This window comes from Pseudomonas sp. B22(2017), assembly GCF_002113105.1.
GTDB classification, from domain to species: domain Bacteria; phylum Pseudomonadota; class Gammaproteobacteria; order Pseudomonadales; family Pseudomonadaceae; genus Aquipseudomonas; species Aquipseudomonas asiatica.
In genome coordinates this window covers 18962-44715 of sequence record NZ_NEJN01000009.1, presented here as the reverse complement: position 1 = coordinate 44715, position 25754 = coordinate 18962, and the positions used below count along the sequence as shown (strand labels likewise).

At 63.6% G+C, this 25754-nt stretch carries 26 protein-coding genes; 16 read left to right on the top strand and 10 right to left on the bottom strand.

Annotation, left to right across the window (positions count from 1 at the left end; genetic code table 11):
- Positions 1-2: 2 nt before the first annotated feature.
- A complete protein-coding gene (locus CAG18_RS18145) occupies positions 3-1385 on the bottom strand; it encodes a glutamine synthetase family protein (protein ID WP_015272334.1) in 1383 nt (460 codons plus the stop codon).
- 207 nt (positions 1386-1592) lie between these two features.
- On the opposite strand from CAG18_RS18145, the gene CAG18_RS18140 reads away from it, so the two are divergent.
- The 5 genes from CAG18_RS18140 (at position 1593) to CAG18_RS18120 (ending at position 6353) form a co-directional block, all read left to right on the top strand.
- Positions 1593-2465 carry a LysR family transcriptional regulator gene (locus CAG18_RS18140; RefSeq protein ID WP_013974798.1) on the top strand — a complete coding sequence of 291 codons (873 nt, stop codon included), beginning with the start codon at positions 1593-1595 and terminating at the stop codon, positions 2463-2465.
- A gap of 261 nt (positions 2466-2726) precedes the next feature.
- A complete protein-coding gene (gene rpoZ / locus CAG18_RS18135) occupies positions 2727-2990 on the top strand; it encodes a DNA-directed RNA polymerase subunit omega (RefSeq protein ID WP_003253383.1) in 264 nt (87 codons plus the stop codon).
- A gap of 59 nt (positions 2991-3049) precedes the next feature.
- Positions 3050-5158, top strand: a complete 2109-nt coding sequence (spoT, locus tag CAG18_RS18130) for a bifunctional GTP diphosphokinase/guanosine-3',5'-bis pyrophosphate 3'-pyrophosphohydrolase (protein WP_015272335.1) — start codon at positions 3050-3052, stop codon at positions 5156-5158.
- Between the two features lie 23 nt (positions 5159-5181).
- A complete protein-coding gene (locus CAG18_RS18125) occupies positions 5182-5562 on the top strand; it encodes a RidA family protein (protein ID WP_009684531.1) in 381 nt (126 codons plus the stop codon).
- Positions 5563-5621: 59 nt separating this feature from the next.
- The gene (locus tag CAG18_RS18120) at positions 5622-6353 is read left to right on the top strand and encodes a hypothetical protein (protein ID WP_015272336.1); all 732 of its coding nucleotides are present in this window, start codon (positions 5622-5624) and stop codon (positions 6351-6353) included.
- Between the two features lie 141 nt (positions 6354-6494).
- On the opposite strand, the gene CAG18_RS18115 is transcribed toward CAG18_RS18120, so the two are convergent.
- The gene (locus tag CAG18_RS18115; protein WP_015272337.1) at positions 6495-7364 is read right to left on the bottom strand and encodes an NAD-dependent epimerase/dehydratase family protein; all 870 of its coding nucleotides are present in this window, start codon (positions 7362-7364) and stop codon (positions 6495-6497) included.
- A 190-nt stretch (positions 7365-7554) separates the two neighbouring features.
- Between CAG18_RS18115 and exbB the strand changes: the two genes are divergently transcribed.
- The 6 genes from exbB to CAG18_RS18085 all read left to right on the top strand — a co-directional run bounded on the left by exbB (position 7555) and on the right by CAG18_RS18085 (position 14274).
- Positions 7555-8529 carry a tonB-system energizer ExbB gene (exbB, locus tag CAG18_RS18110; RefSeq protein ID WP_085721315.1) on the top strand — a complete coding sequence of 325 codons (975 nt, stop codon included), beginning with the start codon at positions 7555-7557 and terminating at the stop codon, positions 8527-8529.
- 3 nt (positions 8530-8532) lie between these two features.
- Positions 8533-8961 carry a TonB system transport protein ExbD gene (exbD, locus tag CAG18_RS18105; protein ID WP_013974803.1) on the top strand — a complete coding sequence of 143 codons (429 nt, stop codon included), beginning with the start codon at positions 8533-8535 and terminating at the stop codon, positions 8959-8961.
- Positions 8958-9689, top strand: coding sequence for an energy transducer TonB (locus tag CAG18_RS18100; RefSeq protein WP_015272339.1), 732 nt, complete (start codon positions 8958-8960; stop codon positions 9687-9689). Before exbD ends, CAG18_RS18100 begins: the two co-directional genes overlap by 4 nt.
- Positions 9690-9783: 94 nt before the next feature.
- Complete coding sequence (locus CAG18_RS18095) at positions 9784-10710, top strand: hydrogen peroxide-inducible genes activator (RefSeq protein ID WP_013974805.1); 927 nt, start codon at positions 9784-9786, stop codon at positions 10708-10710.
- A gap of 3 nt (positions 10711-10713) precedes the next feature.
- Positions 10714-12792, top strand: a complete 2079-nt coding sequence (gene recG / locus CAG18_RS18090) for an ATP-dependent DNA helicase RecG (protein WP_015272340.1) — start codon at positions 10714-10716, stop codon at positions 12790-12792.
- 78 nt (positions 12793-12870) lie between these two features.
- Positions 12871-14274, top strand: coding sequence for an aminoacyl-tRNA deacylase and HDOD domain-containing protein (locus CAG18_RS18085; RefSeq protein ID WP_015272341.1), 1404 nt, complete (start codon positions 12871-12873; stop codon positions 14272-14274).
- 134 nt (positions 14275-14408) lie between these two features.
- Here CAG18_RS18085 and CAG18_RS18080 read toward each other — a convergent pair whose 3' ends face one another.
- The 4 genes from CAG18_RS18080 to CAG18_RS18065 form a co-directional block, all read right to left on the bottom strand.
- Positions 14409-14783, bottom strand: a complete 375-nt coding sequence (locus CAG18_RS18080) for a hypothetical protein (protein ID WP_015272342.1) — start codon at positions 14781-14783, stop codon at positions 14409-14411.
- A gap of 148 nt (positions 14784-14931) precedes the next feature.
- The gene (locus tag CAG18_RS18075) at positions 14932-15231 is read right to left on the bottom strand and encodes an HU family DNA-binding protein (protein WP_013974808.1); all 300 of its coding nucleotides are present in this window, start codon (positions 15229-15231) and stop codon (positions 14932-14934) included.
- 186 nt (positions 15232-15417) lie between these two features.
- A complete protein-coding gene (locus CAG18_RS18070) occupies positions 15418-16566 on the bottom strand; it encodes an NAD(P)/FAD-dependent oxidoreductase (protein WP_085721314.1) in 1149 nt (382 codons plus the stop codon).
- Between the two features lie 16 nt (positions 16567-16582).
- Positions 16583-16750: a rubredoxin gene (locus CAG18_RS18065; protein WP_003253349.1), complete on the bottom strand. Its 168-nt coding sequence runs from the start codon at positions 16748-16750 to the stop codon at positions 16583-16585.
- Positions 16751-16977: 227 nt separating this feature from the next.
- On the opposite strand from CAG18_RS18065, the gene CAG18_RS18060 reads away from it, so the two are divergent.
- The gene (locus CAG18_RS18060) at positions 16978-17535 is read left to right on the top strand and encodes a chorismate lyase (protein WP_015272344.1); all 558 of its coding nucleotides are present in this window, start codon (positions 16978-16980) and stop codon (positions 17533-17535) included.
- Positions 17535-18425, top strand: a complete 891-nt coding sequence (gene ubiA / locus CAG18_RS18055; RefSeq protein WP_085721313.1) for a 4-hydroxybenzoate octaprenyltransferase — start codon at positions 17535-17537, stop codon at positions 18423-18425. Before CAG18_RS18060 ends, ubiA begins: the two co-directional genes overlap by 1 nt.
- Positions 18426-18538: 113 nt before the next feature.
- Here the strand turns inward: ubiA and CAG18_RS18050 are convergent, their stop codons facing one another.
- Positions 18539-18910, bottom strand: a complete 372-nt coding sequence (locus tag CAG18_RS18050) for a hypothetical protein (RefSeq protein WP_024087921.1) — start codon at positions 18908-18910, stop codon at positions 18539-18541.
- A 172-nt stretch (positions 18911-19082) separates the two neighbouring features.
- On the opposite strand from CAG18_RS18050, the gene phoB reads away from it, so the two are divergent.
- The 3 genes from phoB to CAG18_RS18035 all read left to right on the top strand — a co-directional run bounded on the left by phoB (position 19083) and on the right by CAG18_RS18035 (position 22698).
- Complete coding sequence (phoB, locus tag CAG18_RS18045) at positions 19083-19772, top strand: phosphate regulon transcriptional regulator PhoB (protein ID WP_003253341.1); 690 nt, start codon at positions 19083-19085, stop codon at positions 19770-19772.
- A gap of 48 nt (positions 19773-19820) precedes the next feature.
- Complete coding sequence (gene phoR, locus CAG18_RS18040) at positions 19821-21128, top strand: phosphate regulon sensor histidine kinase PhoR (RefSeq protein ID WP_015272347.1); 1308 nt, start codon at positions 19821-19823, stop codon at positions 21126-21128.
- A gap of 229 nt (positions 21129-21357) precedes the next feature.
- The gene (locus tag CAG18_RS18035; protein WP_013974815.1) at positions 21358-22698 is read left to right on the top strand and encodes a hemolysin family protein; all 1341 of its coding nucleotides are present in this window, start codon (positions 21358-21360) and stop codon (positions 22696-22698) included.
- 32 nt (positions 22699-22730) lie between these two features.
- Here CAG18_RS18035 and CAG18_RS18030 read toward each other — a convergent pair whose 3' ends face one another.
- From CAG18_RS18030 to phoU, 3 genes are all read right to left on the bottom strand, one after another.
- Positions 22731-23627: a M23 family metallopeptidase gene (locus tag CAG18_RS18030; protein ID WP_013974816.1), complete on the bottom strand. Its 897-nt coding sequence runs from the start codon at positions 23625-23627 to the stop codon at positions 22731-22733.
- Positions 23628-23866: 239 nt separating this feature from the next.
- Positions 23867-24769 (bottom strand): response regulator, encoded by a 903-nt coding sequence (locus CAG18_RS18025; RefSeq protein WP_085721312.1) that lies wholly within the window; start codon positions 24767-24769, stop codon positions 23867-23869.
- A gap of 164 nt (positions 24770-24933) precedes the next feature.
- Positions 24934-25704, bottom strand: a complete 771-nt coding sequence (phoU, locus tag CAG18_RS18020; protein ID WP_013974818.1) for a phosphate signaling complex protein PhoU — start codon at positions 25702-25704, stop codon at positions 24934-24936.
- Between the last annotated feature and the right edge of the window lie 50 nt (positions 25705-25754).

Here is a 25754-nt window from a genome sequence, read left to right as displayed (position 1 = left end):
GTTTACACCGTGTGCAGGTACCAGTTGTACTCGAGATCGGAAATCGACACTTCGAACTCGGCCAGTTCGCTTTCCTTGCAGGCCACGAAGATATCGATGTAATCCGGGCTGATGTATTGGTTGAGGACTTCGCTGTCGTCCAGTGCGCGCAGGGCATCGCGCAGGTTGTTTGGCAGGCTCTGCTCCAGCTGTTCGTAGGAATTGCCTTCGATCGGTGCCTGCGGCTCGACCTGGTTGGTCAGGCCGTGGTGAACACCGGCGAGGATCGCCGCGAGCATCAGGTAGGGGTTGGCGTCGGCACCGGCCACGCGGTGCTCGAGGCGCACGTTATCGCTGCTGTCGGTGGGCACGCGCACGGCCACGGTGCGGTTGTCCAGGCCCCAGCTTGGCGCATTGGGCACGTAGAACTGCGCGCCGAAGCGGCGGTAGGAGTTGATGTTCGGGCAGAGGAAGGCCATCGACGCCGGCATGGTCTCCAGCACACCACCGATGGCATGGCGCAGCGCGTCGCTTTGCAGCGGGTCGTCGCTGGCGAAGATGTTCTTGCCGGTTTTCTTGTCCAGCAACGAAATGTGCACGTGCAGGCCATTGCCTGCCTGGCCCGGGTAGGGCTTGGCCATGAAGGTGGTGTCCATTTCATGGTCGTAGGCAACGTTCTTGATCAGGCGCTTGAGCAGGATCGCGTAGTCGCAGGCCTTCAGCGGGTCGGCAACATGATGCAGGTTGACCTCGAACTGTGCCGGGGCGCTTTCCTTGACGATGGCGTCGGCGGGCAGGCCTTGCTCCTTGGCCGCTTCGAGCATGTCCTGCAGGCAGTCGGCATATTCATCGAGGTCGTCGATCAGGTACACCTGGGTCGACTGCGGGCGTTTGCCGGAAATCGGCGAGCGCGGCGGCTGCGGGCGACCGTTGAGGTTGTCCTGGTCGATCAGGTAGAACTCCAGCTCGAACGCGGCGCAGATATCCAGGCCCAGGTCATCGAACTTGCTCACCACCTGGCGCAGTACTTCGCGCGGGTCGGCGAAGAACGGCTGGCCATCCAGTTCGTGCATGGTCATCAGCAGCTGGGCGGTGGGGCGCTTCTGCCACGGCTCGTCCGACAGCGTGCCGGGGATCGGGAAGCAGATGCGGTCGGCATCGCCGATGTCCAGGCCAAGGCCGGTGCTCTCGACGGTGGACCCGTTGATGTCCAGGGCGAACAGCGATGCTGGCAGGTTGATGCCCTTCTCGTACACCTTGTGCAGGCTGGCCCGCTCGATGCGCTTGCCACGTACCACGCCGTTCATGTCGGAGATCAGCAGGTCGACGTACTGCGTGTCCGGATGGGCCTGGAGGAAGTCATTCATCTCGCTGGAAGAACTGGCGCACGGGGTTACCGACGTCATGGCTGTACATCCTTTGATTTGCTGCGGCGATGTGGGGGATACGGCTGGCGCCTCACGGGCGACGATGGTTGCAGCTGTTGTTCTTTTCACTTTCCCATCGTGGGGATTGGTTACCCGACCGGGCGCATTGATTCCCGGGGGCCGTTTCACTATAAAATGGCCAAAACGCAACAGACATTGGCAATTCGGCAAGCAGAGCGTGCACCAATGCAATATCAGATTACCCATGCCGACCTCTCCCTGGTCCTGGCCCTGGAACGTGGCCGCTCGCTGGCCAAGGCTGCAGAGTTGCTCAAGGTCGATGTTTCGACGGTGTTCCGCTCGATCCGCCGGCTGGAGTCGGCGCTGGGCACCGCCTTGTTCGTCAAGAGCCGCAAAGGCTACCTGCCGACCGACACCGCCCAGGCCCTGGCCGAGCAGGCCGAGCGCGCCGAGCAGGCGCTGGAGGCGGCGCGCATCGCCATGACCAGTGGCGAGCAGGTGGTCAGCGGCACCGTGCGCCTGACCTGTACCGAGGCGGTGATGCACAGCCTGCTGCTACCGGCGCTGGCCGAGTTCATGCCCAACTACCCGGCCTTGTCGCTGGAGATGGGCACCTCCAACACCTTCGCCAACCTCAGCCGGCGCGATGCCGACATTGCCCTGCGCCTGACCAACACGCCGCCGGAGCACCTGGTGGGCCGCAACCTGGGGTCCACCTCCTACGTGGTCTGCGGCCAGCCGCAGTGGCGCGAGCGCCTGGCCGAGTCACCTGCCAGCGTGCCGTGGATCGCCCCCGACGACTCGATGCAGGACCACCCCACGGTGGTCTGGCGCAACCAGCAGCACCCGGGGTTGAGCCCGCGCTACCAGTGCAGCGGCATGTCGACCATCGCTCAACTGGTCACGGCCGGGCTCGGCGTGGCAGCGCTGCCGGACTACATGGTGCATGCTCTGCCCGGGGTGGATGCGCTGAGCGGGCCGCTGCCGGGTTGCGACACCCAGCTGTGGCTGCTGACCCGGCCGGACTGCCGGGCGTTGCGCTCGGTGCAGACCCTGTTCGAGGAGCTGACCCCGCGGTTGCGTGACGCGATGCTCTGAGGTTATCGTCAGGTTCAAGCGATAGGGTGTCTGTTCCGGCCCTTTCGCGGCTGAAGCCGCTCCCACAGGGTGCGGTGATGAACCGGAGGACAATGCGGTCCCTGTGGGAGCGGCTTCAGCCGCGAAGTAGGCAACACAGGGCTTGAAGGTAACCACCCGACAAAACAGCGCTTCCCTATTGGCTGGTGATTTTTTAAACTATCGAGTCCGCCTGCCCATTATCGGGCTGCACGCCCACCGCAATTGCTACTGAGGAAGACCATGGCCCGCGTAACTGTTGAAGACTGCCTGGAACACGTGGATAACCGCTTTGAGCTGGTCATGCTCTCGACCAAGCGCGCTCGCCAGCTGGCGACCGGCGGCAAAGAGCCACGCGTTGCGTGGGAAAACGACAAGCCGACCGTTGTTGCCCTGCGTGAAATCGCCGAAGGCATCGTCACCAACGAGTTCATCGCCGCTGAAGAGATCGTCACCGAGGATCCGGTGTTCGCCGCATTCGAGGACGAGAACAACGAGGCTGTCTGATTGATGCCAGGTCGACGTCGCACGGCGCAAGGCCCCCTTCCTCGGCAGGAGGTGAACCCATGCCGGGTATAGAAGCCTTGGCCGAACGGCTGTCGACCTACCTTGGCCCCGAACAGGTCAACCTGGTCCGGCGCGCCTATTTCTACGCCGAACAGGCCCACGATGGGCAGCGCCGCCGCAGTGGCGAGCCCTACGTAACCCACCCGCTGGCTGTGGCCAGCATCCTTGCCGACATGCACATGGACCATCAGAGCCTGATGGCGGCCATGCTGCACGACGTGATCGAAGATACCGGCATCGCCAAGGAAGCCCTCAGCCAGCAGTTTGGCGAGACCGTGGCCGAACTGGTCGATGGGGTCAGCAAGCTGACCCAGATGAACTTCGAGACCAAGGCCGAGGCGCAAGCCGAAAACTTCCAGAAGATGGCCATGGCCATGGCCCGCGATATCCGCGTGATCCTGGTCAAGCTGGCCGACCGCCTGCACAACATGCGCACCCTGGAAGTGCTGTCCGGCGAAAAACGCCGGCGCATCGCCAAGGAAACCCTCGAGATCTACGCCCCCATTGCCAACCGCCTGGGCATGCACACCGTGCGCGTTGAGTTCGAGGACCTCGGCTTCAAGGCCATGCACCCGATGCGTTCGTCGCTGATCCACCGTGCGGTGAAAAGCGCACGCGGCAACCGCAAGGAGATCGTCGCCAAGATCGAGCATTCGCTGGCCAACTGCCTGGCCGCCGACGGCATCGAGGGCGAGATCAGCGGCCGGCAGAAACACCTCTATGGCATCTACAAGAAGATGCGCGGCAAGCGCCGCGCCTTCAACGAGATCATGGACGTGTACGCCTTCCGCATCGTCGTGGACAAGGTCGATACCTGCTACCGCGTACTCGGTGCGGTGCACAACCTCTACAAGCCGCTGCCCGGTCGCTTCAAGGATTACATCGCGATCCCCAAGGCCAACGGCTACCAGTCGTTGCACACCACGCTGTTCGGCATGCACGGCGTGCCCATCGAAATCCAGATCCGCACCCGCGAGATGGAAGAGATGGCCAACAACGGCATCGCCGCACACTGGCTGTACAAGTCCAACGACGACGAGCAACCCAAGGGCAGCCACGCCCGCGCCCGCCAGTGGGTCAAGGGCATCCTCGAGCTGCAGCAACGTGCCGGCAACTCGCTGGAATTCATCGAAAGCGTGAAGATCGACCTGTTCCCGGACGAGGTCTACGTGTTCACGCCCAAAGGCCGCATCATGGAGCTGCCCAAAGGCTCCACGGCGGTCGACTTCGCCTACGCGGTGCACACCGACGTCGGCAACAGCTGCATCGCCTGCCGCATCAACCGCCGCCTGGCGCCGCTGTCCGAACCGCTGCAAAGCGGCTCGACAGTGGAAATCGTCAGCGCCCCGGGCGCGCGGCCGAACCCGGCCTGGCTCAACTTCGTGGTTACCGGCAAGGCGCGCACGCACATCCGCCACGCGCTCAAGCAGCAGCGTCGCTCCGAGTCCATCAGCCTGGGCGAACGCCTGCTGAACAAGGTGCTCACCGGCTTCGACAGCAGCCTGGAAATGATCCCCCAGGAGCGTATCCAGGCCATTCTCGCCGAGTACCGCCTGGAGCTGATCGAAGACCTGCTCGAAGACATCGGCCTGGGCAACCGCATGGCCTACGTGGTCGCGCGCCGCCTGCTGTCGGCCGAAGGCGAGCAGCTGCCGGCACCGGAAGGCCCGCTGGCGATTCGTGGTACCGAAGGGCTGGTGCTGAGCTACGCCAAGTGCTGCACGCCGATCCCGGGCGACCCGATCGTAGGCCACCTGTCAGCCGGCAAGGGCATGGTCGTGCACCTGGAAAACTGCCGCAACATCAGTGAAATCCGCCACAACCCGGAAAAGTGCGTACAACTCTCCTGGGCCAAGGACATCACCGGTGAGTTCAATGTCGAGTTGCGTGTCGAACTGGAACACCAGCGCGGCCTGATTGCCCTTCTGGCCAGCAGTGTCAACGCAGCCGACGGCAACATCGAGAAGATCAGCATGGACGAACGCGACGGCCGTATCAGCGTGGTCCAACTGGTGGTCAGCGTGCACGACCGCGTGCACCTGGCGCGTGTGATCAAGAAGCTGCGTACCCTGACCGGTGTGGTCCGCATCACCCGCATGCGTACGTAGTCCGCCAACCGCAAGGAGTCATCATGAGCAAGACCGTCATCAACAGCGACAAGGCCCCTGCCGCCATCGGCACCTACTCGCAGGCGATCAAGGCCGGCAACACCGTGTACATGTCGGGCCAGATCCCGCTGGACCCGAAGACCATGGAACTGGTCGAAGGCTTCGAAGCCCAGACCGTACAGGTGTTCGAGAACCTCAAGGCCGTGGCTGAAGCCGCTGGCGGTTCGTTCAAGGACATCGTCAAGCTGAACATCTTCCTCACCGACCTGAGCCACTTCGCCAAGGTCAACGAGGTGATGGGCCGCTACTTCGAGCAGCCTTACCCGGCACGCGCCGCCATCGGCGTTGCCGCGCTGCCGAAAGGCGCCCAGGTCGAAATGGACGCCATTCTGGTCATCGAATGATGCCCTCGGTGACGGGCACCCCGCCCGTCACCTTCCCTTCTTTGCAAGGTTATCCCCTCATGCGCCAAGCACTGCCCCTCGCGCTGGCAGCCCTGCTTATGGGCGGCTGCGCCAGCCACAAACCCGAAGATTTCAACGGCACCTGGATCAATCAGGACGCCATCAATGCGGCCGTCAAGGGCGGCAGCCTGCGTCAGGCGCTCAATGAGCACGGGCCGGTATTCGAGTGGAAGCTCGACGTAGCCAGCCAACAGGCCAGCTACAGCAATGGTTTCGAAGCGGCCGACGGCCAGCTGAGCGCCACCGACAAGCAATGGCAGGCCAGCTTCCAGGGTGGCCAGACCGAACAGCTGTCGCTCGATGGCGACGAACTGCAGGCGGTCGATCAACGCGGCGGCAAGCAGACCTTCGTTCGCGCCAAAGCACCAGCGGCGACCAATGCGCCACTGGGCAGCACCTTCGAGAAAGCCCTGTACCAGGCCTATCTGGGCGGCAACTGGAAGATCGTCGAAGGCCAGGGCAAAGGTGCCAGCGTGCGCTTCGGCGACACCGGCAACGTCACCGGCCTGCCAGGGCCAGACCGTTTCGCCCTGTGCCTGGCGGGTGACTGCGCGACCATGGGTGGCAGCAATGACAGCCTGTGGCTGGAGCGCAACCAGCGTGGCGCGCCGTTCATCCTCAAGCGCGATGGCGACAAGCTGGAGATCTTCCAGGCGGTGAACCGCGCGCAGCCGGATGAAATGCCAGTGTTGGCGGCCGGCAAGCGCCAGTGGGTGCTGGAACTGGACTGAAAACCTGCGCGGTCCCTGTAGGAGCGGCCTTGTGTCGCGATGGGGCGCTCAGCGGCGCCAGGATTTCAGCGTCGCCGCATAGAATGCCGGGGCTGCTTCGCAGCCCTATCGCGGCACAAGGCCGCTCCTACAGGGGGCGCATCAGGCCTGAGGCTGGTTTTTACCCTCAAGAATGGCCGCATAACCTTCCCTGTAACTCGGATACACCGGCGCCCAGCCCAATGCCCGCGCCCGGGCATTACTGCAGCGCTTGCTGCCGGTACGGCGCACCCGCTGCTCATCCGACCACTCGGTTACCCCCATGTACGCCCGCAGCCAGGCCACCACATCGGCCAGCGGCGCCGGGTCGTCGTCGACGCCGATGTAGCAATCGTCGAGCACCTTGCCGTCGGCATCGGCCTGCAGCAGGAACGCCAACAGGCTGGCAGCATCCTCAGCATGAATGCGGTTGCCATACAGCGGTGGCTCCTCGGCCACGCGGTAGCCCTGGCGCACCTGACTGAGCAGCCACTCGCGGCCGGGGCCATAGATGCCGGTCAGGCGCACCACACTGGCCGGGATGCCGCTGGCCAGTGCCAGCCGCTCAGCCTCCAGCATCAACCGCCCGGAATAACCTTCAGGCTCGGTGGCCGCGCCTTCTTCGATCCACTCGCCGTCCTTCTGTGCATACACGCTGCTGCTGGACACGAACAGCAGCCGTCGTGGGCGTTGGCCGCGCTCGGCCAGCCAGCCCAGCACATGGCGCAAACCGTCGACATAGGCTGCCTGGTAACCCGCCTCGTCATGCTGGCTCGCCGCCACGCAATACACCAGGTAGTCCGGCGCGCGCTGCGGCCAGGCGTCTGGAAGCGATGGCACCGACAAGTCCGCTGCCACAGGCACGACCCCCGCAGGCAACTGCCCGACCGAGCGACGCAGGCCGCTCACCTGCCAACCGCGCGCAAGCATCTGCCGGGCAAGGCGCCCGCCTACATCACCACATCCCACCACCATCACGGAAAGGTCTGACATCTCTAAACTCCCTAGACCAATTGATCAGCCCGACCACGCTACACGATGGATGGCTAGACCATAGGCGAAAAAAGCAACAAGATTACTTTTGTTAACAAGAATTACTTGCAATAATGGCCGCCAAATTGTTCTCGGCCTACCTCGAGGCCTTGGAGAACGTTAACTTCATTCTTCATCAGGTCCGGCCAGCATGACACGTACTCAACCTTCCGCTTCGCCAACCCCGTTGCGCGCCTGGCGCGCCATCGCCGCGCTGACACTCAGCCTGGTGCTGGCCCCAGTGGCCATGGCCGATGAGCCAACCGCCAATGCTGCCGCGCCTGCTGCCGCTACCGCACCGGCTGCTCCGGCAGTTGCTCCAGCCGCAGCACCGGCCGGCGGTGCAGTTGCCGCCAACCCGGTTGATGCCCCGGTCGCTGCAGACCCGAGCGTCGAGGCTCTGGTTGAAGACACCTCGCTGGGCATGGCCCACGACCTGTCCCCTTGGGGCATGTACAAGAACGCCGACGTGGTGGTGAAGGCGGTGATGATCGGCCTTGCCATCGCCTCCATCATCACCTGGACCATCTGGATTGCCAAAGGCTTCGAGCTGATGGGCGCCAAGCGTCGCCTGCGTGGTGAAATCGCCCTGCTGAAGAAATCCGCCAGCCTCAAGGAAGCCAGCGACGTTTCCAACAAGGAAGGCACCCTGGCCCACACCCTGGTCCACGACGCACTCGAAGAGATGCGCCTGTCGGCCAACGCCCGCGAAAAAGAGGGCATCAAGGAGCGCGTCAGCTTCCGCCTGGAGCGCCTGGTACACGCCAGCGGTCGCACCATGAGCAGCGGCACCGGCGTACTCGCCACCATCGGCTCCACTGCGCCATTCGTCGGCCTGTTCGGTACCGTATGGGGCATCATGAACAGCTTCATCGGCATCGCCAAGACCCAGACCACCAACCTGGCCGTGGTTGCCCCAGGTATCGCCGAAGCCCTGTTGGCCACCGCCCTGGGTCTGGTCGCCGCAATTCCGGCCGTGGTCATCTACAACGTCTTCGCCCGCTCCATCGCCGGCTACAAGGCCCAGGTGTCCGACGCCTCCGCCCAGGTGCTGCTGCTGGTCAGCCGTGATCTGGACCACCAGGGCAGCGAGCGTGTTGCCCCGCACATGGTGAAAGTGGGGTAAGCCATGGGCCTGCATCTCAACGAAGGTGGCGACGATCTCGCCGAAAACCACGAAATCAACGTTACGCCGTTCATCGACGTAATGCTGGTGCTGCTGATCATCTTCATGGTCGCAGCCCCCTTGGCCACGGTCGACATCAAGGTCGACCTGCCGGCCTCGACCGCCAAGCCGGCGCCGAGGCCCGAGAAACCGGTGTTCGTCAGCGTCAAGGCCGACCAGAAGCTGTACGTCGGTGATGATCAGGTCCCTGCCCCCGACCAGCTTGGCCCGATGCTCGACGCCAAGACCAAGGGCGACAAGGAAACCACCATCTTCTTCCAGGCTGACAAAGGCGTGGATTACGGTGACCTGATGGAAGTGATGAACAACATGCGCGCGGCCGGCTACCTGAAAGTCGGTCTGGTAGGTCTAGAGACGGCAGCCAAGAAATGACAAGAACGCGCTCGAACATGGCGCGCTACGGTGGCAGCCTGGCGATCGTGCTGGGCGTGCACGTGGTCGCCGTGCTGCTGACGCTCAACTGGTCGGTGCCCCAGGCCATCGAACTGCCACCGGCAGCCATGATGGTCGAGCTGGCGCCGTTGCCGGAGCCTGCGCCACCACCGCCCCCGAAAGCGGCGCCGCAGCCACCGGCACCGGTCGAGGAACCGCCGCTGCCGAAGCTGGCCGAGGCACCCAAGCCCAAGATCGCCATTCCCAAGCCGCCCAAGCCAAAGGCCAAGCCACAGCCGCCCAAGCCCGAGAAAAAGCCTGAGCCGCCGAAGGAAGCACCGCCGACCGAACAAACGGTAGACGCACCGCCCAGCAACACGCCACCGCAGAAGTCCGCGGCACCGGCACCGAGCATTGCGTCCAACAGCAAAGCCCTGCCGACCTGGCAGAGCGACCTGCTGCGTCACCTGGCCAAGTACAAGCGTTACCCGGAAGACGCGCGCCGTCGCGGGCTGCAGGGCATAAACCGCTTACGTTTCGTGGTCGACGCCGAAGGCAAGGTGGTGTCGTACTCCATGGCCGGAGGTTCGGGTAGTGCCGCCCTGGACCGGGCGACCCTGGAAATGATCCGTCGGGCCGGCACGGTACCCAAGCCGCCACCCGAGTTGTTGAACAATGGCACGATCGAAGTCGTGGCCCCGTTCGTCTACTCGCTGGACCGCCGCTGAGACTTTTGTTTCTGTCACAAATCGGCAAGTCTGATAACGTGCGTCTATCGATTGCAGCCGCTATGCTGGGCTCGCAACTTCATGGACGCACGTTATGACCCTCACAGAATTACGCTACATTGTCACACTCGCCCAGGAACAGCATTTCGGCCATGCCGCCGAACGCTGTCACGTGAGCCAGCCGACCCTGTCGGTCGGTGTGAAGAAGCTCGAGGATGAGCTTGGCGTGCTGATCTTCGAGCGCAGCAAGAGCGCGGTCCGCCTGACCCCGGTCGGCGAAAGCATCGTCGCCCAGGCGCAAAAGGTACTGGAGCAGGCCCAGGGCATTCGCGAGCTGGCCCAGGCCGGCAAGAACCAGCTGACTGCGCCACTCAAGGTCGGTGCCATCTACACCGTCGGCCCGTATCTGTTCCCGCACCTGATTCCGCAGCTGCACCGCGTGGCACCGCAGATGCCGCTTTACATCGAAGAGAACTTCACCCACGTACTGCGCGAAAAGCTGCGCAACGGCGAACTGGACGCGGTGATCATCGCCCTGCCGTTCAACGAAGCCGACGTGCTGACCCTGCCACTGTACGATGAGCCGTTCTGCGCCCTGATGCCGGCTGACCACCCGTGGACAGCGAAAAAGACCATCGACACCGCCATGCTCAACGACAAGAGCCTGTTGCTGCTCGGTGAAGGCCACTGCTTCCGTGACCAGGTACTGGAGGCCTGTCCAACGCTGAACAAGGGCGGTGAAGGCTCCAAGCACACCACGGTGGAGTCCAGCTCGCTGGAAACCATCCGTCACATGGTGGCCTCGGGCCTTGGCGTGTCGATCCTGCCGCTGTCGGCGGTGCACAGCCACCACTACGCCCCCGGTGTCATCGAGGTTCGCCCACTGACCGCACCGGCACCATTCCGCACCGTAGCCATCGCCTGGCGCGCCAGCTTCCCGCGGCCGAAGGCCATCGAGATCCTCGCCGACTCGATCCGCCTGTGCTCGGTCGCCAAAGCCCCTGCGGAACAACCGGCCTGAGTCATGAGTGAGCTGTCGAAGGTCCCGGTGACGGTACTCAAGGGGGTTGGCGAGGCCATGGCGGAGAAGCTCGCCAAGGTCGGCCTGGAGAACCTGCAGGACGTGCTGTTCCACCTGCCCCTGCGCTACCAGGACCGCACCCGCGTGGTGCCGATCGGTCAACTGCGCCCTGGCCAGGACGCGGTGATCGAGGGCGTGGTCAGCGGCGCCGACGTGACCATGGGCAAGCGCCGCAGCCTGGTGGTGCGCCTGGGTGACGGCAGCGGTGTGCTGAGCCTGCGCTTCTACCACTTCAGCAACGCGCAGAAGGAAGGCCTCAAGCGTGGCACCCACCTGCGCTGCTACGGCGAAGCACGCCCCGGCGCTTCGGGCCTGGAAATCTACCACCCGGAATACCGGGCGCTGAACGGCGACGAACCGCCGCCACCGGTCGAGCAGACCCTGACGCCGATCTATCCGTCCACCGAAGGCCTTACCCAGCAACGCCTGCGGCTGCTGTGTCAGCAGAGCCTGGGCCTGCTGGGCCCGCGCAGTCTGCCGGACTGGCTGCCCGACGAACTGGCCCGGGACTACCAACTGGCGCCGCTGGACGATGCCATCCGCTACCTGCACAACCCGCCGGCCGATGCCGACCTCGACGAGCTTGCCGAAGGCCAGCACTGGGCCCAGCACCGCCTGGCCTTCGAAGAGCTGCTGACCCACCAGTTGTCGCAGCAACGCCTGCGTGAAAGCCTGCGCAGCCTGCGCGCGCCAGTGCTGCCCAAAGCCCAGCGCCTGCAGGCACAGTACCTGGCCAACTTGGGTTTCCAGCCGACCGGCGCACAGCAGCGGGTGGCCAACGAAATTGCTTACGACCTCAGCCAGCAAGAGCCGATGATGCGCCTGGTGCAGGGCGATGTGGGTGCCGGCAAGACCGTGGTCGCCGCCCTGGCCGCGCTGCAGGCCCTGGAAGCCGGCTACCAGGTGGCCCTGATGGCACCCACCGAGATCCTCGCCGAACAGCACTACATCACCTTCAAGCGCTGGCTCGAACCGCTGGGCATCGAAGTCGCGTGGCTGGCCGGCAAGCTAAAGGGCAAAGCCCGGGCAGCCGCCCTGGAGCAGATCGCCAATGGCGCGCCAATGGTGGTCGGCACCCATGCGCTGTTCCAGGAAGAGGTGAAGTTCAAGCACCTGGCCCTGGCGATCATCGATGAACAGCACCGTTTTGGCGTGCAGCAACGCCTGGCCCTGCGCAAGAAGGGCGTGGCCGGGGAATTGTGCCCGCACCAGCTGATCATGACCGCCACACCCATTCCGCGCACCTTGGCCATGAGCGCCTACGCCGACCTGGACACCTCGGTGCTCGACGAACTGCCACCCGGACGCACCCCGGTGAACACCGTGCTGGTGGCCGATAGCCGCCGCTTCGAAGTGGTCGAGCGGGTGCGCGCCGCCTGCGCCGAAGGGCGCCAGGCCTACTGGGTGTGCACACTGATCGAAGAATCCGAAGAGCTTACCTGCCAGGCCGCCGAAAGCACCTACGAGGAGCTGGGCAGCGCCTTGGGCGAGCTGCGGGTGGGGCTGATCCACGGGCGCATGAAGCCGGCGGAAAAGGCTGAGATCATGGCTGAGTTCAAGGCCGGCAACCTGCAGTTGCTGGTCGCCACCACGGTCATCGAGGTGGGCGTGGATGTGCCCAACGCCAGCCTGATGATCATCGAGAACCCAGAGCGCCTGGGCCTGGCACAGTTGCACCAGTTGCGTGGCCGGGTTGGCCGGGGCAGCGCCGTCAGCCATTGCGTGCTGCTGTACCACCCGCCACTGTCGCAGATCGGCCGCGAGCGGCTAGGGATCATGCGGGAAACCAACGACGGCTTCATCATCGCCGAAAAGGACCTGGAGCTGCGTGGCCCGGGCGAGATGCTCGGCACCCGCCAGACAGGCCTGTTGCAGTTCAAGGTCGCCGACCTGATGCGTGACGCCGACCTGCTGCCGGCCGTGCGCGACGCCGCCCAGGCCCTGATCGCACGCTGGCCGGAGCACGTCAGCCCGCTGCTCGATCGCTGGCTGCGTCATGGCCAGCAATATGGCCAAGTGTGACGCTGGTCCCATAATGGATCCAGATTTGCCCAGAGGCTGGTTATACTTCGCGTTTAAAGGAATCAGTGGATACGGACCATGACTGAAGTTGCCCTGGACACCGCAACCCCACACGCTCCCTCGGTCATCCGGCTGCTGCTCGACAAACTCGGCGTGGCCTACCGCGAGGTGGTCGAACATCCGCACCTGCCGGCAGCGTCGCGGGTACAGGCCGTGCTGCTCGACGACGAGGTCGGCGCCCTGATGGTGCTATTCCCGCAGAGCCAGCTGCTGGACCTCAACCGCCTGGCCGAACTGACCGGTCGCAAGCTCACTGCGGTGTCGGTGCCTCGCCTGAAGCAGATGCTGGACAAGCACCAGCTCAAGGCCCTGCCGGGCATCCCGGCGCTGACCAGCTCGCCGTGCCAGTACGAAAAGAGCCTGCTCGACGCCGAAACCGTATTTATCCAGTCTGGCGAAGCCGGCCTGCTGCTGGAAATCGAACGCGCACACTTCAAGCGGATGCTGGCCAAGGCCAGCGCCAGCAGCTTTGGTCAGGAAGTCGAGGCAATCAACCCCAACCTCGACCGCCCCGATGATGACACCCGGGAAATCACCAACGCCGTCCAGGCCTTCACTGCCCGGCGCATCCAGAAGCGCCTGGAAGAAACCATCGAAATCCCGCCGCTGGCCGACACCGCGCAAAAGATCATCAAGCTACGTGTAGACCCCAACGCCAGCATCGACGATATCACCGGCGTGGTCGAAACCGACCCGGCGCTGGCGGCACAGGTGGTAAGTTGGGCGGCATCGCCCTACTACGCCTCCCCTGGCAAGATCCGCTCGGTGGAAGACGCCATCGTGCGTGTGCTGGGCTTCGACCTGGTGATCAACCTGGCCCTGGGCCTGGCGCTGGGCAAGACCCTGAGCCTGCCGAAAGACCACCCCCAGCAGGCCACGCCGTACTGGCAGCAGTCGATCTACACCGCCGCGATCATCGAAGGCCTGACCCGCGCCATGCCACGGGCCGAGCGCCCCGAGGCCGGCCTGACCTACCTGGCCGGGCTGCTGCACAACTTTGGCTATTTGCTGTTGGCGCACGTGTTCCCGCCGCACTTCTCACTGATCTGCCGCCACCTGGAGGTCAACCCGCACCTGTGCCACACCTATGTGGAACAACACCTGCTGGGCATCAGCCGCGAGCAGATCGGTGCCTGGTTGATGAAGCTGTGGGACATGCCGGAAGAACTGTCCGCCGCACTGCGCTTCCAGCACGACCCGGCCTATGAAGGCGAGTTTTCGGCGTTCCCCAACCTGGTGTGCCTGGCTACCCGCCTGCTGCGCTCGCGGGGGATTGGCTCTGGGCCACAGCAGGAGATTCCTGACGAGCTGCTGGAACGGCTGGGGATTACCCGGGACAAGGCCGAGGATGTGGTGAACAAGGTGCTCGAGGCAGAGAGCCTGCTGCGTGAGCTGGCTTCGCAGTTCCACGCACCGCACTGATATCAAAAGGGGCCGCTTTGCGGCCCAATCGCCGGCAAGCCGGCTCCCACAGGTTCGACACAGGCCTGAGGGCAGTGCTATCCCTGTGGGAGCTGGCTTGCCGGCGATTGGGCTGCAAAGCAGCCCCTTCAATTTCAGGCCTTCTTCTTCGGCTTCAGGTACTTCATCAACCCCTGGAACCACATCACCAGCGCCGGGTTGCCCTTGATCTGGATGTGCTTGTCCTGAATCCCCTGCATGAACGCCAACTGCTTGTTACCTGCCTGCATGGTGGTGAAGCCATAGGCGGCGTCCTTGAAGGCAATGGCGAACGCTGGCTGCGGGTGCGCACCGCCTTTGCTGCTGACGCGTTCGTTGTTGACTATGAAGTGCCGGGCGACCTTGCCGTCCAGGGTCTGCATCTGGAACACCAGGTCCTTGCCCTTGAGCTGCTGCTGGAACGCCGGGTTGTTGCGGCTGGCCCTGGCCATCAACAGCCCCATGGCCCAGAGAAGAAAGCGGAACTTCATCAACGCGCCTCGAATTAAAAGTGACTAAGGCGCGCAGTCTATCCTTTTCCAGAACTATTTATGCAAGTTCGAAACCTTTTGCCTTCAGAAAGCACAACGGGCGCCCTGGGGCGCCCGCTTGGCTGACACTGGAGTTGTCAGGGAGCGATCACTTGCCTTTCTTGGCCGGCTTGACGGGGGCGTTGACGCTGTCGCGCAGGTTCTTGCCTGGCTTGAAAGCCACGGTATTGCTGGCCTTGATCTTGACCGGTTCACCGGTTTGCGGGTTCTTGCCGGTACGCGCACCGCGATGACGTTTTTCGAAGGTGCCGAAACCGACCAGGGTCACGGTGTCCTTGTCCAGGGCACCCGTGATGCTGTCGAGAATCGCGTTCAAAACCTGATTGGCCTTTTCCTTGGTCAGATCGGCCTTTTCGGCGATGACGGCGGCGAGTTCTGGTTTGCGCATAGTGAAGCCTCTTTGACGGAATTCTTGTTGTTATGCCGTGCTGCCCTGGGAGCAGCGCTCAAGGCACCGCAGGCTCTAATCTGCGGCAGACGGAAGTGAGGATGGCACGTGCACAGGGGCCGCGCCAGTATCTGGGCGGCCATTGTGCAAGCAACAACAGGATAAATCCGACAGAACGCCAGCTATTTACGCCATCACGGCCGGCAGCTGGCGATTCAGGGCCAGCTTTTCCATCACGGCCGCCCCGGTGAGGGCATAGCCCAGCAGCTTGCCCTCTGCATCAAGGCAGAGCACCTTGAGGTCACTGCCCTGCCCCTCTACCTGCCAGGTGCCTTCGTGGCCCTGGGGCGGCGGCGAGACCACCAGCGGGCAGGCCGGGGTTTTCACGGTGATCGGCATCGGCCCGTAGGCGACCGTTGTCGGCTTGCCGGCCAGGGTTTGCGCCAGGGCCCGGGCACAGCTCATCAGCGGCATCACATAAAGCAGGTTGATGCCATCGACTTCGGCACAGTCGCCAAGGGCAAAGATATTGGCGTGGGACGTGCGCAACTGGCGGTCCACGCAAACGCCGCGGTTGGTCTGCAGGCCAGCAGCGGCAGCCAGGTCGGTGCGCGGGCGCAGGCCGATGGCCGAAACCACCAGGTCACAGGTGATCACGCTGCCGTCGGACAAGTGCGCCTCCAGGCCCTGCGCCACCTGCTGCAGGCGGGTCAGTACCGGACCGAGGTGAAAACGCACGCCCAGGCCTTCCAGCCCGGCCTGCACGGCAGTGGCAGCAGCCGGGTGCAGCAGGGTCGGCATGACTTGCTCGCACGGCGCTACCACATCGACCTGGAAGCCGCCCAGGCTCATGTCGTTGGCGAATTCGCAGCCGATCAGGCCGGCACCGAGGATCAGCACACGCTGTTTGCCGACGGCGGCGGCACGGAAGCGCGCGTAGTCTTCCAGATCGTTGATCGGGAACACCCGATCGCCGCCATCACCTTCGATCGGCACCTGCACCGTCTGCGCACCCCAGGCCAGCACCAGATCGCGGTATTCCACTGCCTCTTCACCTATCCACAAGCGCTTGTGGCCCGAATCGATGCCACTGATACGGGTATGGGTGCGAATCTCGGCATTCAGTTGCTCGGCCATGGCGCCCGGCTCGGCCATGCACAGGCCGTCGGCGTCCTTCTGCTTGGCAAAGCCGGTGGACAACATGGGCTTGGAGTAGGAACGACCGTCATCGGCGGTGATCAGCAGCAGCGGCGTCTGCGCATCGAGCTTGCGAAATTCACGGGCCAGGTTGTAGCCCGCAAGGCCGGTACCGATGATTACCACAGGGGACGTCATGTCGTGCTTTCCTCGATTAGCCGATGGAGATCATTTCAAAGTCGCTCTTGCCCACGCCGCAGTCGGGGCACAGCCAGTCTTCAGGCACGTCTTCCCAGCGTGTGCCGGGGGCGATGCCGTCGTCGGGCCAGCCTTCGGCTTCGTCGTAGATCAGGCCACAGACAATACATTGCCACTTCTTCATCAGGTCTTTTTCCTCGGTTCAAGCTGGAGCTTTGTGCTGCTGCTGATGGCCTCTTCGCGGGTGAACCCGCTCCTACAGCGACCGCGTAGCCTGTGGGAACGGGTTTACCCGCGACGAAGCATGCGCGCAATTCGTGGGGCTTTGTAGCGGCCCTGTCCGCAGTATGCAAGCAGTCCGGGCAATCATGCTAAGCTCGCCGCCTCTCTGGTTGTAACAAGCAGACCGACGTGTCGTACGAATCCCCGCAAGCAGCCGCTGTCGCGTGGCTGCCGTATTCACGGCTGGCGACCGACATCGACCAGCCCACCCTTGACTGGCTGTTCGACGAGGGCTCGCTGACCCGCCGCCTGACCCGCCTGTCCAACGACCACTTCTCCGTTACCCCGCTGTTCGAGGGCTGGCAACCGCTGCGCGATGACGAATGCCAGGCACTGGGCATCGCAGCCGGTGCCGAAGGCTGGGTGCGCGAGGTATACCTGCGCGGCCATGGCCAACCCTGGGTGTTCGCCCGCAGCGTCGCCAGCCGCAGCGCCCTGGAGCGCGGCGGGCTGGACCTTGAAACCTTGGGCAGCCGTTCGCTGGGCGAGTTGCTGTTCTGCGACCAGGCATTCATCCGCCACCCCATCGAGGTGTGCAGTTATCCACAGGCCTGGCTGCCGAGCGAGGCCGCCCATACTGCGCTGTGGGGCCGCCGGTCGCGCTTCGAACGTGGCGGCCTGGACCTGCTGGTGGCAGAGGTGTTTCTGCCGGCATTGTGGCAAGCGGCCAAGGAGGAAAACCGCTGATGTACCTGCAACTGCTGAAGTCTCTCAACCGCCTGCACCCACGGGCCTGGGACTTTGTCCAGCTCAGCCGCATGGACCGGCCAATTGGTATCTACCTGCTGCTGTGGCCGACCTTGTCGGCGGTGTGGATTGCTGGCAACGGTTCACCAACCCTGGCCAACGTGCTGATCTTTGGCCTCGGTGTGGTGTTGATGCGCGCCGCAGGTTGCTGCATCAACGACTTTGCCGACCGCAAGGTGGACGGCCACGTCAAACGCACCGCCGACCGCCCCCTGGCCAGCGGCCGGGTCCGCCCGCGCGAAGCATTGGCGCTGTTCGCCATCCTGGTCGGAGTGAGCTTCCTGCTGGTGCTGTGCACCAACAGCCGCACGGTGTGGCTGTCGTTCGGTGCGGTAGCTCTGGCGTTCTGCTACCCGTTCATGAAGCGCTACACCTATTACCCGCAGGTGGTGCTGGGGGCGGCGTATTCCTGGGGCATTCCCATGGCCTTCACCGCAGCGGGTGGCGAGCTGCCGGCCAGCGCCTGGCTGCTGTATATCGCCAACCTGCTGTGGACGGTGGGCTACGACACCTACTACGCCATGGTCGACCGTGATGACGACCTGAAGATTGGCGTGAAGTCGACCGCCATCCTGTTCGGCGATGCCGACCGCACCATCATCCTGACCTTGCAGCTGCTGTCGCTGGGCTGCCTGTTGCTGGCCGGCAGCCGCTTCGAGCTGGGTGGCTGGTTCCACCTGGGGCTGCTGGGCGCGGCGGCGTGCTTTGCCTGGGAGTACTGGTCGACGCGCAAGCTGGACCGGGAGTCGTGCTTCAAGGCGTTTCTGCACAATCACTGGGCGGGGATGCTGGTGTTCGTCGGGGTGGTGCTGGATTACGCACTGCGCTGAATATTCTGGGGCCTTGCAGCCCATCGCGACACAAGGCCGCTCCTACAGGGTATCGCGCATTCCTGTAGGAGCGGCCTTGTGTCGCGATGGGCCGCAAAGCGGCCCCGGCAATCTCAAGGCTTGGCAACGTGCCAGACGTCCTTCATGCCGTCACCGGTCATGTCGCCGGCCTTTTTGTCCTTGATGAAGGTGTACAGCGGCTTGCCGTCATAGGCCCACTGCTTGCTGCCATCATCGCGCATCACTACTGTCCACTTGTCCTTGGCCGGTTCGTCATTGGCCTTGACCATCAGCGGCGGCCAGTTTTTGGCGCATTCGCCATTGCACATCGACTTGCCGCCCGCATCCTTGTCGAAGGTGTACAGGGTCATGCCGGCATGATCGACCAACATGCCGCCCTTCTCCATCGCATGGTCGGCCAAGGCCACCCCCGGGAGCGCCAGCGCAGTGAAAAGGGCCATCCAGCTCAGCGTTTGTCGTGTCATTGGATTCACCATTGTTTCGGGGGGATTGGGTTCAAGTTGCCGCAACCACGGCCCTTTCAAGCCTAGTTCAGTCACGGAATGTCGCCAGAACGGCCAACACCCTGTCACACAGCTGCAATAATTCCGTTATCTAATGCGGGCCAAGACACCGTATCCAGGAGAGGTTTTGAGCATGGTTGGCAGGAACATTCTGATCGTCGACGACGAAGCACCAATTCGCGAGATGATCGCCGTTGCCCTGGAAATGGCCGGCTATGACTGCCTGGAAGCGGAAAATTCCCAACAGGCCCACGCGATCATCGTCGACCGCAAACCGGACCTGATACTGCTCGACTGGATGCTGCCGGGCACCTCCGGCATCGAGTTGGCCCGCCGCCTCAAGCGCGACGAGCTGACCGGCGACATCCCGATCATCATGCTCACCGCCAAGGGTGAAGAGGACAACAAGATCCAAGGCCTGGAAGTGGGTGCCGACGACTACATCACCAAGCCGTTCTCACCACGCGAGCTGGTCGCCCGCCTGAAAGCCGTGCTGCGCCGCACCGGCCCGAGCGACAGCGAGGCACCGATCGAAGTCGGTGGCCTGCTGCTCGACCCGATCAGCCACCGCGTGACCATCGACGGCAAGCCAGCCGAGATGGGCCCTACCGAATACCGCCTGCTGCAGTTCTTCATGACCCACCAGGAGCGCGCCTACACCCGTGGCCAACTGCTGGACCAGGTATGGGGCGGTAACGTCTATGTCGAGGAACGCACCGTCGACGTACACATCCGCCGCCTGCGCAAGGCGCTGGGTGAAGCCTACGAAAATCTGGTACAAACCGTCCGGGGCACCGGCTACCGCTTCTCGACCAAGAGCTGATCGAGCTGAAAGGCGCCAAGCTGCACGTCGTTGTACAAGGACCGTCAATTGAACCAGAACTGGCACGCGACCCTGATTCGCCACCTGCTACTGCTGATTACCGTCTGCCTGATCGGTGGGCTGCTCAGTGGCTACTATGGCTGGAGCCTGGCCATCGGCCTGGCGCTCTACCTGGGCTGGACCCTCAAGCAACTGCTGCGCCTGCATGACTGGCTGCGCAACCACCAACCCGACGAAGCACCGCCCGATGGCTACGGGCTGTGGGGCGAGGTGTTCGACAGCATCTACCACTTGCAACGCCGCGACCAGCGTGTACGCGGCCGCCTGCAGGCGGTGATCGACAGGGTGCAGGAGTCTACTGCCGCACTGCGAGACGCAGTGATCATGCTCGACAGCGATGGCAACCTGGAATGGTGGAACCGCGCCGCCGAGACCCTGCTGGGCTTCAAGACCCCACAGGACGGCGGCCAGCAGGTGACCAACCTGGTGCGCCACCCGCGCTTCAAGGAGTACTTCGAGGCAGGAAACTACCTCGAGCCGCTGGAAATCCCTTCGCCGATCAACGACCGCATGCGCGTGCAGTTGCACATCACCCGCTACGGCAACAACGAGCACCTGATGCTGGTGCGCGACGTTACCCGCATCCACCAGCTGGAGCAGATGCGCAAGGACTTCGTCGCCAACGTGTCCCACGAGCTGCGCACGCCGCTGACGGTCATCACCGGCTACCTGGAAACCCTGCTGGACAACGTCGAGGACGTGAACCCGCGCTGGAGCCGAGCCCTGCAACAGATGAGCCAGCAAGGCTCACGCATGCAGACACTGCTCAACGACCTGTTGCTGCTGGCCAAGCTTGAGGCCACCGACTATCCGTCGGACAACCACCCGGTGGCGGTCGATGCCTTGCTCTGCGCGATCAAGAACGACGCCCAGGCTCTGTCCGGGCCCCGCAAACAGCGCATCACCCTTGAAGCCGCGCCCGGTGTGCAGTTGAAGGGCAGCGAGTCAGAGCTGCGCAGTGCCTTTTCCAACCTGGTGTTCAACGCGGTCAAGTACACCCAGGACGAAGGCAGCATCCGGATTCGCTGGTGGGCCGATGCCCAGGGCGCACACCTGTCGGTGCAGGACTCGGGGGTGGGCATCGATGCCAAGCACCTGCCACGTCTGACCGAGCGCTTCTACCGGGTCGACTCCAGCCGTGCGTCGAATACCGGGGGCACCGGGCTGGGGCTGGCGATCGTCAAGCATGTGCTGATGCGCCACCGCGGCAAACTGGAGATCAGCAGCGTGCCGGGGCATGGCAGTACCTTTACCTGTCACTTCGCGCCGGCACAATTGGCCAACGGCAAGGCTTGAGGGCCTCGGGGGCTGCTTTGCAGCCCATCGCGACATAAGGCCGCTCCTACACGGGATCGTGGTCTCCTGTAGGAGCGGCCTTGTGTCGCGATGGGGCGCAAAGCGCCCCCAAAAAATCCATCGCCCTTTGCTTTTACGGCACCAGCCGCTACATTGGACCCCCTGTGCCAGCAAGAGCTGGCACTTTTTTTCTCTCTATCTCGAAGACGGACCCCGTAAAAACTCCATCATGGACCCTTCCCCTGGTATCAGCCTCACCTCGTTATTCGCCGATTTCGGCATGATCATCTTTGCCTTGCTCCTGGTGCTGCTCAACGGCTTCTTCGTTGCCGCCGAGTTCGCCATGGTCAAGCTGCGCGCTACCCGCGTCGAGTCCATCGCCGAGTTGCATGGCTGGCGTGGCAGCATCCTGCGCAAAGTACACAACCAGCTCGACGCCTACCTGTCGGCCTGCCAGCTGGGGATCACCCTCGCCTCGCTGGGCCTGGGCTGGGTCGGTGAACCGGCGTTCGCCCACCTGCTCGAGCCGCTGCTGGCATACCTTGGCGTGGACACGCCCGAGCTGATCAAAGCGATCTCGTTCTTCGTCGCCTTCTTCGTCATTTCGTACCTGCACATCGTGGTCGGTGAGCTGGCGCCCAAGTCCTGGGCCATCCGCAAGCCAGAACTGCTGTCGCTGTGGACCGCCGTGCCGCTGTACCTGTTCTACTGGGTGATGTACCCGGCCATCTACCTGCTCAATGCCAGCGCCAACACCATCCTGCGCATTGCTGGCCAGGGCGAGCCCGGCCCGCATCACGAGCACCACTACAGCCGTGAAGAACTCAAGCTGATCCTGCACTCCAGCCGTGGCCAGGACCCGAGCGACCAGGGCATGCGCGTGCTGGCCTCTGCCGTGGAAATGGGCGAGCTGGAGGTGGTCGACTGGGCCAACTCGCGCGAGGACATGGTCAGCATCGACGCCCATGCGCCGTTGAAGCAGATACTGGCGCTGGTACGCCGCCACAAGTTCAGCCGCTACCCGGTGTACGACGCCGAGCGTGAGGAGTTCACCGGCCTGCTGCATATCAAGGACCTGCTGCTGGAACTGGCCGAACTCGAGCACCTGCCCGAAACCATCGACCTCGACGACCTGGCCAGGCCGCTGGAGCGTGTGTCGCGGCACATGCCGCTGGCGCAGTTGCTGGAGCAGTTCCGCAAGGGCGGCGCGCACTTCGTGCTGGTGGAGGAAGCCGATGGCAAGGTGATTGGCTACCTGACCATGGAAGACGTGCTGGAAGTGCTAGTGGGCGATATCCAGGACGAGCACCGCAAGACCGAGCGCGGCATCCTCGCCTACCAGCCGGGCAAGCTGCTGGTGCGTGGCGACACGCCGCTGTTCAAGGTCGAGCGCCTGCTGGGCGTCGACCTTGACCATATCGAGGCGGAAACCCTCGCAGGTCTGGTCTACGAGACGCTCAAGCGCGTGCCTGAAGAAGAGGAAGTGCTGGAGGTCGAAGGGCTGCGCATCATCATCAAGAAGATGAAAGGGCCGAAGATCGTGCTGGCCAAGGTGCTCAAGCTGGATTGAGGGCCAGGGGCTGCAAAGCAGCCCCAAAAATCTCAAGGGTTACCCGCAGTGAAGTCAGGCAACCCTCCGATCGGCCTGTCGAACCGATAAGGTATCGATTCCAGCGCCAACCCCACATTGCGCTGTACCACGAAATGCAGGTGCGGCCCGGTGCTGTTGCCGGTATTGCCCGACTTGGCCAGCATCTGCCCCTGCCGCACCCGTTGCCCCTCTGCCACCACCACCGAACCGCGCATCAGGTGCAGGTACACACCCATGGTGCCGTCCGGGTGCAGGATCCTGACGAAATTGCCCGAGGGGTTGGGGCCGCGCCCGCTCTGGCTGTTCTCCGTCTTCACCACCACCCCTTCCCGCGCCGCGATGATGGTAGTGCCTTCGGGCATGGCGATGTCCATGGCGTAACGCCCCTTGGGCCCAAAATGACTGACCCGGCCATTGGGGCCCTGGGTCACGCGGAACGGCCCGCCAATCCAGGGGAATGCATAGCGGAAGCCCTGGGGCCGCTTGCCCGGGTCGCCCATGGCCTGTAGCAGGGTCGAGCGGTAGTTCAGCAGCATCCCGGGGCGCCCCCTGAGCACGCTGAGCATTTGCGTGGTGCGCGGCGGCAGTACGCGGCGCACGGTACGCGGGGCATTGCCACCTTGTGCGTTCACCAGGTTGTCCAGGCGCAACTCCACCTCCACTGGCACGTGTAGCTGGTTGCGGGCCGAAAAGCTCACGCCGCCGTTGAAGGTTATCGCGTTCAGCAGAACCTGGCCTTCGGGCACCTCGACCATAGGTACGCGCCGCACAAAGGTTTTGGCACCGGGGCCGGGCCGGTCGGAATAGGAGGTCACACGGCCATCATCGGTGATCTCGTAAATGGTCATGCCCAGGCTCGACGCCGAGGCCATGAGCAATGCACAGAACAGCAGCAGGCGGGCGGGCATGATAGTGGCTTTTTGACAGTTACGATCTGTCGAAGCCTAGCAGGGGGTTTTGCGGCGGGTATGACAGTTGGTCGGATGGCCCTGGGATGCGCAGTTTTTTGTAGGAGCAGCCTTGTGCTGCGAATGGGCTGCAAAGCAGCCCCGGCAATGCTTGCGGCGGCATTCATGCCTGGGGGCTGCTCCGCAGCCCATTCGCAGCACAAGGCTGCTCCCACAAAAAATGCGGTGTGAGACTGGGATCAGGCACCAGGGGTAAAGTGCTTCTGCGCCGTCCCGCGGGCAATCAGCCGCGACAGGTAGTCGAGCTTCTGGGCATCCTGGTCGACGAACTTGAAGGTCAGTTGCAACCAGTCACTGTCGGGCTTGGGTTCCAGTGCCGCGACGGCATGCAGGTAGCCGTTCAGGCGCGCAACTTCGGCGTTCTCGCCCTGCTCCAGGTCCAGCACCGCGCCTTCCAGCACCTGTGGCAGCGCTTCACCACGGCGCATCACCAGCAGCGCCTCTTTCAGGCTCAGCGCCTTGATCACGCACGGCTGCATGCCGCCGGCCAGGCGCAACTGGCCCTGGCCACGGCCGGTCGGCGCGGGAGTGGCGGGCAGGGGGGTATTGGCCAATGGCCTGGCGGGTGCGGTTGCAGATGCCGGAGCTGGCGCCGCGACCTTCACCGCTTCAGGCTTGCCGGCTGTCAGCGCATTCAGCGAGTCATTGGCGAACGCCGAGTTGACCCGTGCCGGGCCGCTGGACATCAGGCTGTCGAGCTTGCCGATCTTGGTCAGGGCCTTTTTCACCTTGGTCAGCAATTGCTCGTTGGTGAATGGCTTGCCGACAAAATCGGAAACGCCCGCCTGAATCGCCTGGATGACGTTTTCCTTGTCGCCACGGCTGGTCACCATGATGAATTGCAGGTTCTTCAACTCAGGCTGCTGGCGGCACCAGGTGAGCAGTTCCAGGCCGGACATTTCCGGCATTTCCCAGTCGCACAGAACCAGGTCGAACGCTTCCTTGCCCAGCATGGCCATTGCCTTGCGACCGTTGACGGCGTCGTCGATGGTCATGCCCGGGAAGGCATTGCGCAGGCATTTGCGGACCAGATCACGGATAAACGGGGCGTCATCCACGACCAGCACATTCACTTTACTCATCGATACTCCTTCTGAATCCCGACTAGCCTACCGCCGAATAATGGCCACTTGCTACAACCTGGTCACGCCGGGACTTCTTCACATCGTTCGCGGGTGCCTGCCGGCTCCTCGACCGCAAACGAAAACGCCCGGCCAAGGCCGGGCGTCGATGCTCGGGAGCAACCTTACTTATCGTCAGGTTCAGCCGGAACATTAGCGTTTTCGCCGTCGGAAACAGCAGTGCCTTGCACTTCTGCCGTCATGCGCTTGAGGCCCATGTGACGCACGTCGGTGCCGCGCACCAGATAGATCACCAGCTCGGAGATATTGCGCGCATGGTCGCCGATACGCTCCAGCGAACGCAGGACCCAGATCACGCTCAGTACTCGCGAGATCGAGCGCGGGTCTTCCATCATGTAGGTCACCAGCTCACGCAGGGCGGTCTTGTATTCGCGGTCGATGGTCTTGTCGTACTGGGCCACCGACAGTGCCAGGTCGGCGTCGAAGCGGGCAAAGGCGTCCAGCGCGTCACGGACCATGTTGCGTACCTGGTCGCCGATGTGGCGCACCTCGACATAGCCGCGCGGTGACTCGCCTTCCTCGCACAGCTGGATGGCGCGGCGGGCGATCTTGGTCGACTCGTCACCGATGCGCTCCAGGTCAATCACCGACTTGGAGATGCTGATGATCAGACGCAGGTCGGAGGCCGCCGGCTGACGACGGGCGAGGATGCGCAGGCACTCCTCGTCGATGTTGCGCTCCATCTGGTTGATCTGCTCGTCTACTTCGCGCACTTGCTGGGCCAGGCCCGAGTCGGCTTCGATCAGCGCAGTGACTGCGTCGTTGACCTGTTTTTCGACCAGGCCGCCCATGGCCAGCAGGTGGCTACGCACCTCTTCGAGCTCGGCGTTGAACTGCTGGGAAATGTGATGCGTAAGGCTTTCTTTGTTGATCATCGTTCGCTCCGCGAAGAAGCTGCAAGCTTCAAGTAGTTCGTGTCGTGCCC